This window comes from Limnohabitans sp. (assembly GCF_017848645.1).
GTDB lineage: Bacteria > Pseudomonadota > Gammaproteobacteria > Burkholderiales > Burkholderiaceae_C > Limnohabitans_A.
In genome coordinates this window covers 14,638-28,528 of the sequence record NZ_JAFEIF010000064.1, presented here as the reverse complement: position 1 = coordinate 28,528, position 13,891 = coordinate 14,638, and the positions used below count along the sequence as shown (strand labels likewise).

The 13,891-nt window shown below is 57.4% G+C and carries 14 protein-coding genes; 10 read left to right on the top strand and 4 right to left on the bottom strand.

From position 1 onward, the window contains the following. Positions 1-81 precede the first annotated feature (81 nt). Genes QZ190_RS13945 through ilvE form a run of 4 tightly spaced genes read left to right on the top strand, consistent with a single transcriptional unit; the run spans position 82 to position 3,866 of the window. A complete protein-coding gene (locus QZ190_RS13945) occupies positions 82-1,290 on the top strand; it encodes a thiamine pyrophosphate-dependent enzyme (protein WP_367114245.1) in 1,209 nt (402 codons plus the stop codon). 3 nt (positions 1,291-1,293) lie between these two features. Beyond that, a complete protein-coding gene (locus QZ190_RS13940; RefSeq protein WP_291917317.1) occupies positions 1,294-1,968 on the top strand; it encodes an RraA family protein in 675 nt (224 codons plus the stop codon). Between the two features lie 18 nt (positions 1,969-1,986). Then, the gene (locus tag QZ190_RS13935; RefSeq protein WP_291917314.1) at positions 1,987-2,949 is read left to right on the top strand and encodes a tripartite tricarboxylate transporter substrate binding protein; all 963 of its coding nucleotides are present in this window, start codon (positions 1,987-1,989) and stop codon (positions 2,947-2,949) included. Between the two features lie 5 nt (positions 2,950-2,954). Next, entirely contained in the window at positions 2,955-3,866 is a 912-nt protein-coding gene (ilvE, locus tag QZ190_RS13930; RefSeq protein ID WP_291917313.1) for a branched-chain-amino-acid transaminase, read from the top strand. Here the strand turns inward: ilvE and QZ190_RS13925 are convergent. Then, positions 3,853-4,776: a LysR family transcriptional regulator gene (locus QZ190_RS13925; RefSeq protein WP_291917311.1), complete on the bottom strand. Its 924-nt coding sequence runs from the start codon at positions 4,774-4,776 to the stop codon at positions 3,853-3,855. The two genes, ilvE and QZ190_RS13925, sit on opposite strands and share 14 nt — an antisense overlap. A gap of 19 nt (positions 4,777-4,795) precedes the next feature. Beyond that, positions 4,796-5,683, bottom strand: a complete 888-nt coding sequence (locus tag QZ190_RS13920) for a LysR family transcriptional regulator (RefSeq protein ID WP_291917310.1) — start codon at positions 5,681-5,683, stop codon at positions 4,796-4,798. A gap of 112 nt (positions 5,684-5,795) precedes the next feature. Here QZ190_RS13920 and QZ190_RS13915 point away from each other — a divergent pair, with 112 nt between their 5' ends. Next, positions 5,796-6,896: a TauD/TfdA family dioxygenase gene (locus QZ190_RS13915; protein WP_291917308.1), complete on the top strand. Its 1,101-nt coding sequence runs from the start codon at positions 5,796-5,798 to the stop codon at positions 6,894-6,896. Between the two features lie 67 nt (positions 6,897-6,963). On the opposite strand, the gene QZ190_RS13910 is transcribed toward QZ190_RS13915, so the two are convergent. Beyond that, on the bottom strand, positions 6,964-7,947 hold the full coding sequence (locus QZ190_RS13910; protein WP_291917306.1) for an amidohydrolase family protein: 984 nt from the start codon (positions 7,945-7,947) through the stop codon (positions 6,964-6,966). A 143-nt stretch (positions 7,948-8,090) separates the two neighbouring features. On the opposite strand from QZ190_RS13910, the gene QZ190_RS13905 reads away from it, so the two are divergent. Continuing rightward, positions 8,091-9,053 carry a Bug family tripartite tricarboxylate transporter substrate binding protein gene (locus QZ190_RS13905; RefSeq protein ID WP_291917304.1) on the top strand — a complete coding sequence of 321 codons (963 nt, stop codon included), beginning with the start codon at positions 8,091-8,093 and terminating at the stop codon, positions 9,051-9,053. Positions 9,054-9,123: 70 nt separating this feature from the next. Here the strand turns inward: QZ190_RS13905 and QZ190_RS13900 are convergent, their stop codons facing one another. Further along, the gene (locus tag QZ190_RS13900; RefSeq protein WP_291917302.1) at positions 9,124-10,161 is read right to left on the bottom strand and encodes a P1 family peptidase; all 1,038 of its coding nucleotides are present in this window, start codon (positions 10,159-10,161) and stop codon (positions 9,124-9,126) included. A gap of 44 nt (positions 10,162-10,205) precedes the next feature. Here QZ190_RS13900 and QZ190_RS13895 point away from each other — a divergent pair, with 44 nt between their 5' ends. The 4 genes from QZ190_RS13895 to QZ190_RS13880 are packed head-to-tail and all read left to right on the top strand — an operon-like array spanning position 10,206 to position 13,885. Further along, the gene (locus tag QZ190_RS13895) at positions 10,206-11,171 is read left to right on the top strand and encodes an ABC transporter permease (protein ID WP_291917300.1); all 966 of its coding nucleotides are present in this window, start codon (positions 10,206-10,208) and stop codon (positions 11,169-11,171) included. Beyond that, positions 11,161-12,006 carry an ABC transporter permease gene (locus tag QZ190_RS13890; protein ID WP_291917298.1) on the top strand — a complete coding sequence of 282 codons (846 nt, stop codon included), beginning with the start codon at positions 11,161-11,163 and terminating at the stop codon, positions 12,004-12,006. The genes QZ190_RS13895 and QZ190_RS13890 overlap by 11 nt, the downstream gene beginning before the upstream one ends. Before the next feature lie 2 nt (positions 12,007-12,008). Next, positions 12,009-13,013, top strand: coding sequence for an ABC transporter ATP-binding protein (locus QZ190_RS13885; RefSeq protein ID WP_291917296.1), 1,005 nt, complete (start codon positions 12,009-12,011; stop codon positions 13,011-13,013). Beyond that, positions 13,010-13,885, top strand: coding sequence for an ATP-binding cassette domain-containing protein (locus tag QZ190_RS13880; RefSeq protein WP_291917294.1), 876 nt, complete (start codon positions 13,010-13,012; stop codon positions 13,883-13,885). Before QZ190_RS13885 ends, QZ190_RS13880 begins: the two co-directional genes overlap by 4 nt. Positions 13,886-13,891: the final 6 nt, after the last annotated feature.

Here is a 13,891-nt window from a genome sequence, read left to right as displayed (position 1 = left end):
ATCACCCACCAGGTGTTCGATCAAAAGGACATGTTGTCGCCTGTGGTCAAAGGCTTCAGTCGGCTCGAAGGGGCTGATCCTGTGGCCGAGATCGACGCCATGCTGGCGCTGGCGACATCTGCACCTTTTGGGCCGGTGCACATTGAGTTGACGGGTGAAACTGCGAAACGTTTGGTGCCGGTCTTGGCCATTGCGCCGACACTCTCTGATGAGTTGGTGTTTTCACCGCAAGACCTTGCAGCGGTTCAAAAACTCATAGGTCGCGCCCAAAAACCGGTATTGATTGTAGGACTGGAGGCCCGGCTGCATGCCCGGAAAGTCAGGCAATTGGCGAAATTGCTGGCCTGTCCTGTCTTGCCAACCTACAAAGCCAAAGGGGTGGTTTCCGATGAAGATCCACAGGTCGTGGGGGTTTTCACGGGTGGACTCCAAGAGGCGGACTGTATTGCGCAGTCAGACCTGATGGTCTTGATCGGATTGGACCCCGTAGAAATGATCTTGCAACCCTGGCGCTATGGCAAAGCGGTTTGCGATATTGCAGCGGTTACGCACCTGGTGCACTATGTTCAACCTGATGCCCGAGTGACCGGATCACTGGATGCCATCCTGGGTCAATTGAATGCCACACTCCTGGATTACCAATCTGGCTGGCAACCTTCGCAATGGTTGGACATTCGAACCCAAGTGCAAGAGAAGCTGGCCTATCCACCAGTGCAATACGGTGTGGCACCTGACCGAGTGGTGCAATTGGCAGCGCAGGCGTGTGCCGACAAACAAATCCTGCCTCGCATGTCTGTCGACGCAGGCGCACACATGTTTTCAGCCACCGCTTTTTTCCCCAGCACCCGGCCTGGTGATGTGCTCATATCCAACGGTTTGGCTTCTATGGCCTTCGCATTGCCTGCTGCGATAGCCAGTGCTTTGGACGATCCCACACAAGCGGTCATGTGTTTCACGGGTGATGGCGGCCTGATGATGTGCATGGGTGAACTGTGCACGGCTGTCGAGACGCAAGCCAAAATCGTGGTCGTTGTTTTCAACGACAGCGCACTGTCGCTCATTGACATCAAGCAGCAGAGTCGGCAATTGCCGACTCGGGGCGTTCGATGGCGTCGGCATGACTTTGCGGGTGCCATGCAAGCTTTGGGTGGTTTGGGCTTCTCGGTTCACAATGAAGCTGACTACAAGCAAGCGCTGCAAACGGCCCTCGATGCCAATGGGCCGTGTCTGATTGATGTGCAGATTGATGCATCGGGGTATGCACATCAGCTCAAGGCTATGAGAGGCTAAGACATGTTGACGATCGGACCTGCTTTCGAGCGCCCCTCCAAGGAACTCATGGAGGCCTATCGCCATTTGCCTGTGGCCACCATCAGTGATGTTTTAGGGCCAGGCCATGTCATGAACGCAGCGGTTCGTCCCTTGCGACCCGGTATGCGTCTGCTTGGGGCGGCTTACACGTTGAAATTGCCGCCATCAGACAATCTCGGGATGCATGTGGCGGTTCGAGAGGCCAAGCCTGGTGATGTGATCGTGGCGGAGCAATCGGGCGGCGCTTTGGGCGCACCAGTGGGTGAAATCATGGCGATGGGAGCCATGCACAAAGGGCTTGCCGGCATTGTCCTGAATGGCGCTGTTCGTGATTCGGAAAAATTGCGAGCCGAGTCATGGCCAGTTTTTGCTGCGTGCATTTATGCGCAGCAGTGCCGAAAAGATGGGCCAGCTTGGCTTCAGATGACCATGGACTGCGCCGGTGTGACGGTTCATCCTGGCGATTTGATCGTGGGGGACGACGATGGTGTCGTTGTGGTTCCCTTTGCATCCATCGCCAGCGTTGCCAAAGAAGTGGTCCGGAAAATGGAAAAGGAGAGTTTGCGCATCGCTTCCATATCACAAGGTTTAATTTCGCCTGCATGGCTAGACGCTGCCATTGAGCGTGCAGGACTTGTTTTGTCTGTCAATCAATAAATGGAGACCAGCATGTCAATGTCGATTTCAAAAATGGTGATGTTCATTGCATCGCTCTGGGCTTTGTCTGCGGCGCAAGCCCAAGCGCCAGATAAATTCCCATCGAAACAGATCACGATCATTGTGGGCTTTGCGCCAGGCGGTGGTGGTGACATGTCATCGCGTTGGATCGCTGATTACCTCAAGGAGCGCTGGAAAGTGCCAGTTGTCGTCGACAACAAGCCTGGAGCCGGTGCCACGATTGCGGCAGGGCTCCTGGCCAGGGCCAAGCCCGATGGCTATACCGTTGCGTTGGCGACCACCAGTCCATTCACCGTGGCGCCGTATTTCCAAACCGTGAGTTATGACCCCGCCAAGGACTTCACCTACTTGTTTCAGACCTTGGTCAGTGCGCAACCATTGTTTGTCAAATCGGATTCACCCCACAAGACCATTGAAGAGTTGATGTCTTGGGCCAAGGCCAACCCCAACAAATTGTTCTGGTCCACAGCGGCAACCAACGGTGGAACCCACATCTCTACACAAGCCGCATTCCGAGCGGCTGGCATACAAGCCACTTACGTGCCCTACAAAGGCGGTGCCGATGCCATGAACGGTTTGCTGGGTGGCCAGATTCAGGCGCTGGTTGCGGCCGAGTTTCCGTCGCACGCAGCCGCTGGAACCATCCGACTTTTGGCCGAGAGCGGACCTGACAAAATCCCTGAATACCCACGCGTGCCCACCTACAAAGAATTGAATTTCCCACTTTCAGTCCCAATCTTTTATGGTGTTGCTGGACCCGCAGGCATACCTGCTGACGTGATCAAAGAGTGGAATGCCGCAGCGGCTGACATGGTCAAAACGCCTGGATTTGCAGACTTGGTCAACAAGCTCAAGGGCTCGACGGCTTATCAAGGTCATGCCGAATTCACAGCATCCGTGACTGGGGTTTACCGGCAGATGGGGCGTTTGATTCCCGAACTGGGCCTCAAGAAAGATTGAACCTTATGTGGCAAGCCAATATCATTTTGCAAAACGGCCAGTTGATGCCCTATGCCGAGGCCAAAGTCCATCCCATGACATTGGGCATGACGTATGCGACTGCTTTGTTTGAGGGGCTTCGAGCCTATCGAAACCCGGTCACAGGTGAATTCAAGATATTTCGCTTGGCGGAGCATTTGAAGCGATTGCAGGCCGGCATGAAGGTGATGCGGTTTGACCACGTTTTTGATCCAGAAAAAATCAGACAGGAGCTGGCGGGATTGATCCGTGCCAACGAACCCGATGACGATGTCTACATTCGCCTTCTGGTGTACATCGAGGCACTGGGATTGATGGCCCAGACGGGCCCAGTGGGTTACACCGCTGCCGCCTCTCCGCGGGAGCGACCTAAATTTGCCGATACGGGCATGAGCTTGGGGGTCAGCTCCTGGAGTCGATTGTCTGACAACGCGAGCCCGCCTCGTGTGAAGGCGACGGCCAATTATCACAACGCCCGATTGACCCAGCTGCAAGCCAAAGCCGACGGCTACGACGGTGCATTGATGTTGACGCCCTCAGGCAAAGTGTCTGAAGCACCGATTGCTTGTTTTTTCATGGTGCGTGATGGAAAGCTCATTACCCCCCACATCGGTAGCAATATCCTGGAAAGCATTACAAGGGATACCGTCATCACCTTGTACCAGGAAGCCACTGGACGGGCTGTTGTGGAACGTGAGATAGACCGCAGCGAGTTGTACTTTGCAGATGAAGCGTTCTTGTGTGGAACGGGTCAGGAAATCATTCCAGTCGTTCAGATCGACCGTTTGCCAGTGGGTGACGGCAAGATCGGTGAACAAACTCGTCAGATGCAAAAAATCTATTTCGAAACCGTCAGGGGTTTGACGCCCGATCACCACGGGTGGCTCACGCCGGTTTGATGGCGGAGGTTGGTGCTTGGCTGGCGGCCAGCCTCAAATGGTGAATCAAATCCTCGCTGAATTTGGGCAGCATCCGCTGCTGTTGCTTGACCAGGCTGATTTGTCGTCGTGCCCAAGGGTCATCCAACGCAATGATGTGCAAGCCGCTTGATTTCGCATGACCCAGCGCAATGGCCCGAGGAACAATGGCAATGCCCACCCCAACAGCAGCCATTTGACAGACATTCTCGTAATTCCCGACTTGGATTCTCAAATTCACACGCTTGCCAATGTTTTGGGCTTGGCGATCCAGGAAGGACTGAATGGAGTTGAATTGGTTAAGGCCCACAAAACGGTAATCTTCCAGGATGTCAGACAACTTCACCGAAAGTTGCTTGGCAATGCCTGCGCCCGAGTGACAGATGACCACCAACTCATCGGCATAAAGCGGGACCACATCAATTTTGTCTGCATCAACAGAACCTGCAACGATGCCTAAATCGGCAGCCCCCTTGGCGACCGAGGAAATGATGTCGCGTGAGGGCAATTCTTCCAGATCAATGTCAATGTCAGGGTTGTCATTCAAGAAAGCAGACAAAGCCTTCGCCAAAAAAGTGTTGGTGGCTGTGCTGTTGGCTTGTAGCCGGATTCGCCCCTTGACGCCCAAGGCGTAGGGTCTCAGATCGGCATGCATGACCTCCAATTGTTGCAAGACAAGTTTGGCGTGATTGGCCATGGCCTCACCTGCCTGCGTCAATTGCAAACCCTTGGCTTGTCGCAGCATCAAAGGGGTTTGAAAATTTTCTTCAAGTTGCTTGATCCTCAAGCTGGCGGAAGGAACTGACAAAAAACATTTTTCGGCTGCCCGTGTCAGATTCAACTGTTCCCCGACGTGAAAAAAAAGACGTAAATCTGTCAAGTCGTAATGCATGAAATCCTTGTGAAGGTGTTCAATGAGCAGCCGCAGACATGTTGAGAGCAACCGCCTGGAGGGACTCAAACAAAGCGTCGATGGTGCGGGCGTTCGGGTCGTTTTTTCTTGTGAGCAAGACCACATTCAACACGGGAGCTCCCCTGCCAATGGGGTAAACCTTCACAGGATAGGCGATCATCATGCGGGGGTCAATCGATGGCACCATCGACACCCCCAGCCCGGCGTTGACCATGGACAAGACCGCATGAACAGAGGGCAAATCCATGCTTCTTTGTGCTTGCGGCATGTTTTGGGAGATCCACTGTGCTGCCAATTTGCCAGTGCTGGTGCCCGCATCAAAGCGGATCCAAGGGTAATCACAAAACAGTTGGTGTATTTTGGTCGCCTTGGCGCTTGGCGGCGCAATGACGACCAATTCGTTTTTGAACAGGTGCTGCCAATGCAGGCGCTGTGATCCACCTTTGACAGGCTGAACCACAATGGCTGCGTCCAGTTCATTCGCTTTGACGGCGGCAATCAGCTCTACGGCGCGTCCTCTTGCGGGTTTCAGTTGCAGTGCAGGGTGTTTCTTCAAAAGGTGTTGAATGACGCCGGGCAGCAAGCTCGCCTGCATGCTTTCAATGACGCCCAAGCGAATCGTGCCTTCGATTTGAATGGACTTTCGTCGGCGAAGTTGCTCAATTTGTTGCATGGGCAGTTGCATGACACTGGCCACTTCGTGTGCAAACGGCATGGGCTTGACCTGCAAACCCGAGCGGTCAAAAAGTGGCTGTCCGAAAAAAACCTCCACTTGCTTCATCTGCATGCTGACAGCACTGGGGGTGAGGTTCATTTCGTCTGCTGCACGGCTCAAGCTGCCAGTTCTCAGGACAGCTTCCAGCGTTTCAAAGAAAGAAAACTTCATCAGAATATTTTAAGTAGCATTCAACGAAATGTGTCCTTTACTGATGAAGAAAGTTTTTATGATGTGCTTTGCCGAAACTTTCGGCAGAGATTTGACCCCAGGAGACCGTTCAATGCATGCTGCCCCTATTCAAGTTCATCCCATGCCTAGACCTTGGTTGGCACAGGATTTGCGCCAAGATTCCTCATGGGTTCATTGGCTGAGTTCTGAGGCGATTGAAGGTTTTGAGAGTGCTTTGGCTCATGCCAAAAAAACGGGTAAAGACTGGCTGCAGATGACTTCGGATGACTTCCCTCTTTCAGGGGCAGCCAAAGAGGCCATTGATCGGGCATTCGATGTCACGCAAAAAGATTTCGGCATGTGCTTGATCAAGGGGTTTCCTGTTCATCGTTGGTCTGTCGAAGATGCGCGCCTGGCCCATTGGGGCATTGGTCTGAACGTGGGCGTGGCCAGGACGCAGAACCAGGCCAGTCAGGTCATGAACGATGTTCGCGATGAGGGGGGCAGTTACAAGGTCAAAAATGGTCGGGGCTACAACACCAATGCGGGTCTGGATTTTCATGTTGACTCATGTGATGTGGTGGCCTTGCTCTGTCTGCAAACCGCCAAAACGGGTGGGACCAGCATGGTGACCAGCTCCATCGCGGTGGTCAACGAGATCAAACGCGTGCGACCTGATTTGATTCCTGTGATGCAGCAGCCCTTTTATTACAGCTACCAAGGCGCCAATGATCCCAAGCAGCCGCCTTTTTACAAGTGCCCCATTTTGGGCGACGATCCTGAATTCTTCTCTTTGCGGGCCAATCGCAAAAATGTCACAGCTGCCCAACGCGATTTTCCTGAGGTGCCTCGGTTAACGGAGGAACAGATCGCGTTGCTGGATTTGCTGGACGTTTTGTTACCCGATCCACAATTTTGTTATTCCATGCAGCTTGACCGTGGTGATTTGCAGCTGCTCAACAACTATGTGGTGATTCATTCGCGCACCAACTTTGAAGACCACGAGGAACCTGAACTCAAGCGGCATTTGTTGCGTCTGTGGTTGAGTCTGCCTCAGGGTCAGAGATTGCCGCCGCTGTGGAAAGAGTATTTTGGTGACATCCAGGCGGGCTCAGTCAGAGGCGGGGTTCGCGGTAGCAACATCACGGACGAGTTTCTGGCTTATGAGGCACGTCAGGCCAAACGACTGGGCATGACACTGCACGCTATTTGACGAGGGTGTTGGCCAACCAAGAGGCCTTGAGTGTCTGCACTCTTGACCTGTTGGATTTCGATGGCATTCAGCGGATATTGAACACTTTCAGAGCGTTACCGCCGCGTATCGCTTCGCGCTGTTCTGGCGGCAGCTGTTGCGTGTTGGCAAAGGCGCCCTGGATGTCATGCACCTGGTGTGGCCAGTCGGTGCCAAACATCACATGGTCGGGGCCCGCAACAGAAATGAGGTATTGGAGTGCACCCGGGTTGTAGGTGATGCAGTCATAGTAAATGTGACGCAGGTAATCGGCCGGTTTCTTCTTCATCTGTCGGCGTTGAGGAATTTCAACTTCATTGCCTTTCTCAAATCGGCCGATCAAATAAGGCAAGGTTCCGCCGCCGTGTGAAGCGATGATTTTCAAGTGCGGGTATTGGTCGAAAAATCCTTCGAAAATCATCCGGGTGATGGCCAGCGTCGTGTCAAACATGAAACCAACGGACCAGCTCAAATCGAATTTGGTCATGTCCATCATGTCCACACCCGGCGGGTCCGTGGGGTGCACAAGAACCGGCAAGGCACGTTTGTCAATTTCTGCCCAGATGGGCGCAAACATGGGGTCTGTGAGGCTGCGACCGGAGATATTGGCCAGCACCATCACCCCCGAGGCCCCGTTGTCGCAGGTTCGCTGCAGCTCTTCGATGGCTCTTTGTGGGTATTCCCAAGGCAATGAGGTGAACCAGCGAATGCGATCTGGGTAGGTGGTTTGCGCCTGGGCCATGGTGTCATTGGATTCACGGGCTGCGCGGCAACTGATGTCTTCGTCGCCCCAATAAACATTCGGGCAAGTCAAGGACACGATCGAGATATCAATGCCCGCCGCGTTCATTTGTTGAATGCGCATGTTGTAATCAAAATGACCCTTTTGAGGGATGACGACAGGCGTGTTGCCGCGGAACACTTCTTGTTGGCCATCAGGGCGTGTCTGGATGTTGTACATCCCGCCTTCGCTTTTGAGCAGTTCAAGCCATTTGGGTGTGAACATGTGGGTGTGGACATCAATGACGGGCATACCGAGGCGCTCCTAGAAAATTGGTTGAAACGGGTTTTCTACACGATGAAAACCCTAATTCCAAGAATCTGAATTATTGACACACTGGTGATTTTGGCTTGTCGCCCATGTTCACCTCCAAAGGATTGATGATGAAACGAAAAATGTTCAAAGTATTGCTTCTGGCCACAACGCTGGGCACATGGGCCCTTATGGGCACAGCCCAGGCTCAGGATAAAGCCACGGTCAAGATTTTGGTCGGCTTTCCGCCCGGTGGCTCGGCGGATGTGGTGGCACGACTTTTGGCTGAGCGGATGCGGACCTTGCTCGATCAGAATGTGATTGTGGAGAACAAACCTGGTGCTGCTGGTCGCATCGCCTTGGGAGAGGTCAAGCGTGCGGCACCCGATGGCAATACATTGATTTTGGCCCCCAGCGGTGGCTTGGTCATCTTGCCTTGGTTGTATAAAAACCTGGGTTATGACCCTGTGAAAGACTTCACGCCCGTGGCCAGGGTGACCACATTTGATTTTGCTGTGACTGCGGGGCCCGGTGCACCGACCGGTGACATCAAATCGGTGCTGGCCTGGATGAAGGCCAACCCGGGCAAGGCCAATTACGCGACCTCTGGTGCAGGCACTGTCCCGCATTTTGCCGGCCAGTTGTTGGCGCAGGCCACTTCGACCCCCATCACGCATGTCGCCTACAAAGGGGGTGCACCCGCAGCGCAGGATTTGATCGGAGGTCAGATACCACTGATGGTGGACACCGCATCCGAAACGATCGAGCATCACAAGTCGGGCAAAGTCAAAATTTTGGCTGTGACGGGTGAGGCACGCTCCTCGGCCTTGCCTGATGTGCCGACACTCAAGGAGGTCGGTATCAACGTGGTCGCCGATGCCTATTTTGGTCTGTATGGCCCCGCCAACATGTCAGCCGATCGCACGCAGAAAATCAGTGATGCCGTTGCGCAGGCTTTGAGTCAACCGGAAATCCAGAACCGTATTCGTGGATTTGGACTTACACCCAACTACGCAGGACCTCAAGCTTTGGGTGAAACGCAAGCCGTTCATTACAAACGCTGGGATGCGCCCATCAAGGCTTCGGGCTATACCGTAGAGCAGTGAGTGTTGAGCGAAGGGGGCGCCTCGGCTGCGCCCTTTCGTTCATGAGGTGATTTGGGGGGCACACCAAGCGTCAGTGTTCCTGATGGAATTCATTGGCCCCAGGAATGCAGCCTGAGGTGGTGTTCGTTGTCAGTGCTTTTGAAATGGCATCCACCGTGGCCAGCGCCGTGGCCTCGGCCGCCATCACGGTCAGCAGCATCAGGTCCACCGGACCGGCTTCGGTGCCGGTGGCCAAGGCAAAAAGGGTGTCGCCGTCCAGGGTGGTGTGGGCCGGGCGGATGCTGCGGGCCAGGCCGTCGTGCGCGCTCATGGCCAGGCGTTTGGCCTGGGCTTTGGTGAGGGTGGCGTTGGTGGCCACCACGCCAATGGTGGTGTTGGTACCGGGCAGGGGGCGGTTGCCGCGCTCGCCCGCGAGCAAGGCGCGTTGGGTGTCCAGCAAATTTTTTCCATCGGCCGTGCGGGCTCCGGCCAGCACCTGGCCTGTGGCCGGGTCGATCACATCGCCCACCGCATTGCAGGCGACCAAGGCACCGACCACCCAGGGCCCCACGCGCACGCTGGCGTTGCCGATGCCGCCTTTCATGCAGCGGTCCAGGCCAAAGAGTTTGCCCACGCATGCACCCGCGCCTGCGCCCACATTGCCAGCGGCGGGAGAGGCTGTGGACGCCGCTTGGCAGGCGGCGTAGCCGGCATCTGCGCCGGGGCGGGCTTGAGGGTCGTCGCCCGGGCGCACCACGGGCAAGTCAAACAACACGGCCGCTGGCACGATGGGCACGCGGCCGTAGCCCGTTTCAAAACCGATGCCCTGCTCATCGAGCCAGCGCACCACGCCGGTGGCGGCGTCGAGCCCAAAAGCGCTGCCGCCGCTCAGCACCACGGCATGCACTTTGTCGACCAGGTTGGCTGGGTCTAGCAAATCGGTCTCGCGGGTGCCCGGGGCGGCCCCGCGTACATCCACCGCGCCCACGGCACCACCGGGGGCCAAGACCACCGAGCAGCCCGTCAACCTTTCGCTCAGCGTGAAGTGACCGACCTGAAGGCCGGGGACATCCACAATGGAGCCCACAACCGAGCCTTGCGCGCTGTTTACAATCGTTTGCGATGCCATTCAAAACCCTGTTCATCGTTGCTCACAGACCCTAAGGATAGCGTGTGCCCCTGTTCGTTTTGAGACGGTTGCTGAGCTTTGTGTTGACCTTGTTGGCCACATCGGTCGTGGTGTTTGCCGTGCTGGAGTTGCTGCCTGGCAATGCCGCACAGGTCATTTTGGGTGAAACCGCCACGCCCGAGTCCATTGCCGCGATGGAAGAAAAATTGGGCCTGAACCAGCCTGCGGCCGCCCGTTACCTGAGTTGGATGGGCGGCATGCTGCAGGGGCAGACGGGTCTGAGCATCTCTTACGACACCCCCACCGCTCAGTTGATGGCCGAGCGCATGCAGGTGACGCTGCCGCTGGCCGTGATGGCCATGGGCCTGACCGTGGCGCTGGCGCTGGCCTTGGGTATTTACGCTGCTTCACAGCAAAACAAGGCGGGCGATGTGGGCGTGATGACGCTCAGCCAACTGGGCCTGGCCTTGCCCAATTTCTGGCTGGCCATTTTGTTGATCTTGCTGTTCGCGGTGCACTTGGAGTGGGTGAGTGCGGGCGGCTTTCCGGGCTGGTCCGAGGACGATGGTGGCGGGGTGGGCGAGGGCATCAAGGCCTTGCTTTTGCCCGCCATGGCGCTGGCGGCGGTGCAAACGGCGATTCTGACGCGAGTGACCCGCTCGGCTGTGCTTGACACCTTGCGCGAAGATTTTGTGCGCACGGCCCGGGCCAAAGGCCTGTCACGCCGTCAGGTGCTGTGGGGTCATGTGCTGCGCAACGCCATGATCCCGGTGCTCACGGTGATGGGCCTGCAGTTCGGGAACCTGATCACCAGCGCCATCGTGATTGAAAACGTGTTTGTGCTGCCCGGCATTGGGCGGCTGATTTTTCAGGCCATTGCCAACCGCGATTTGATCGTGGTGCGCGATGTGGTCATGTTGCTGTCGGCGCTGGTCATCCTGATCAACTTTTGCATCGACGTGCTGTATGCGTGGATCGATCCGCGATTGAAGGCAGGCCATGCGGGATAAGCACACGTTCTGGCGACGCGCCTTGCGACACCCGAGTTTTGTGGCGGGCGGGGCCATGGTGCTGCTGATGGTGCTGTGTGCGGTGCTGTCTTTGTTTTGGTCGCCTTACCCGGTGGGCGACATCGACATCCCCAACAAACTGGCCTCGCCCAGCGCCGCGCATTGGCTGGGCACCGACAGCCTGGGGCGCGACATCGGTTCTTTGCTTTTGGTGGGCAGCCAAAATTCCTTGCTGGTGGGCTTCATTGCGGTGGGCATTGGCCTGGGTGTGGGTGTGCCTTTGGGCTTGCTGGCTTCGGCGCGGCGCGGCTGGGTGGAAGAGCTCATCATGCGCGCCTCGGACTTCACCTTCGCCTTTCCGGCCTTGTTGTCGGCCATCATGCTCACGGCGATCTATGGGCCAGGCCTGGTGGTGAGCATCGTGGCCATTGGCATTTTCAACATCCCGGTGTTTGCCCGTATTTCGCGTGGCGCGGCCAACGCGGTGTGGGCGCGCGACTTCACCGCAGCTGCCCGCGCCGCAGGCCAGGGCCCGCTGGCCATCACACTCACGCATGTTCTGCCCAACATCGCCAGCGTGCTGATCGTGCAGGCCACCATCCAGTTCGCCATCGCCATCCTGGCCGAGGCGGCTTTGTCTTATTTGGGCCTGGGCACCCAGCCGCCGCAACCCAGCTGGGGCCGCATGCTCAATGAAGCGCAGTCGCAGATGTTCCAGGCCCCCATGTTGGCGGTGTACCCGGGTGCGGCCATCGCTTTGGCGGTGCTGGGGCTGAATTTGCTGGGCGATGGATTGCGCGATGTGCTCGACCCTCGGCTGGCGCGGCAGAGGTGAACATGAGCGATCTTTCAAGCGCCAAACCTTTGCTGCAAGTCGATGATTTGCGCGTGAGCCTGCCCACGGCCCGGGGTTGGGCACAGGCCCTGCGTGGCGTGTCTTGGCGCATGGAACGCGGCCAGACGGTGGGGCTGATTGGTGAGAGCGGCAGCGGCAAATCGCTCACCGCTTTGGCCCTGATGGGCCTGTTGCCTGAGCGCGCCCGCGTGAGCGGCTCCATCACATTGAAAGGCCAAGAGCTGGTGGGTCTGCCCGAGCCGCAGTTGTGCCAGCTGCGCGGTGCTCGCATGGCCATGATCTTCCAGGAGCCGATGACGGCGCTCAACCCCTTGCACCCGATCTGGAAGCAGATTGCTGAGCCCTTGCGCCTGCACCAACACATGAGTGCCAGCGATGCCAAAGCCCGCGCCCTGCAATTGCTCGAGCGCGTGCAGCTGCCCCGGGCGCGAGAGCGGCTTGACGCCTATCCGCACGAACTTTCGGGCGGGCAACGCCAGCGCGTGATGATCTCGATCGCGCTGGCCTGCAGCCCCGACCTGCTGATTGCCGACGAACCCACCACCGCGCTCGATGTCACGGTCCAAAAAGAAGTGCTGGCGCTGATCCAACAACTGGTGCGCGAAGATGGCATGGGCTTGCTCTTGATCAGCCACGACTTGGGTCTGATGCAGGACCAAGTGGACCGCGTGATGGTGATGTACGGCGGCGCGGTGGTCGAGAGTGCGGCCACGCCCGAGCTGTTTGCGCACCGGGCGCACCCTTACACGCGGGGCCTGTTTGCGGCGCGGCCGCGTTTGGGCTTGGCACGCGGCACACGTTTGACCACCATCCCCGGCAGCGTGCCCGAGCTGATTGATTTTCCGGCGGGGTGTGCGTTTGCTGATCGCTGCAGTTTGGCGGTGGAAGATTGCCGCCACACACCGCCACAGGCTGAAAGCATCGACCGCGAAACCACGGGTGATGCACCCCATGTGGTCAGTTGCCCGCGCTGGAGGCTGCCATGAGCGTGCCGCCCACATCTGCCCCTCTGCTCGAGGGAAAGCACTTGGGACGGCGCTTTGCCTTGCCCCGCGCGGGTTTGTTTCAACCCGCAGGGGCATTGCAGGCTTTGTCGGACGTGAGCTTCGCCCTGCAGCCGGGTAAAAGTTTGGGCATCGTGGGCGAGTCAGGGTCGGGCAAGTCCACGCTGGCGCGGCTGGTCATGGCCCTGGACACGCCCACCGAGGGGCAGGTGGTGTTCCAAGGGGTGGATGTGCACCAGACCCACGGGCAAGCGCTGCGCCATTTGCGCAGTGGTTTTCAGATGGTGTTTCAGGACCCGTATGGCTCGCTGGACCCGCGCCAAAAGGTGCTGGCCATCGTGACCGAGCCGATACGGACCCTGCAACATGCTTCAGGCGGCCGATCCGAATGGCACGACCGGGCCGACAGTAAAGCCGAGCTGCGCGACCGCGCCGACAGTCAAGCCGAGCTGCGCGACCGCGCCGCTGAGGCTCTGAACGAAGTCGGCCTCAGAACCGCAGACCTCGACAAATACCCGCACGAGTTTTCGGGTGGGCAACGCCAGCGCATTGCGATTGCCCGCGCCTTGATCACCCGCCCCGCCCTGATCGTGGCCGATGAGCCGGTCAGTGCACTCGATGTGTCGGTGCAGGCGCAGGTGCTGAACCTGATGATGGACCTGCAAGACCGCTACGGCCTGAGTTATTTGTTCGTCAGCCACGACCTGGCGGTGGTCAATTTGATGTGTGACGATGTGCTGGTGTTGCAGTCAGGTCGTGTGGTAGAACACGGTCCTGCGCAGCAGATTTTTGAGCATGCCGAACACCCTTACACGCGCAAGTTGCTGGCAGCCATTCCTGGCCGGGCGGCTTGATTTTTT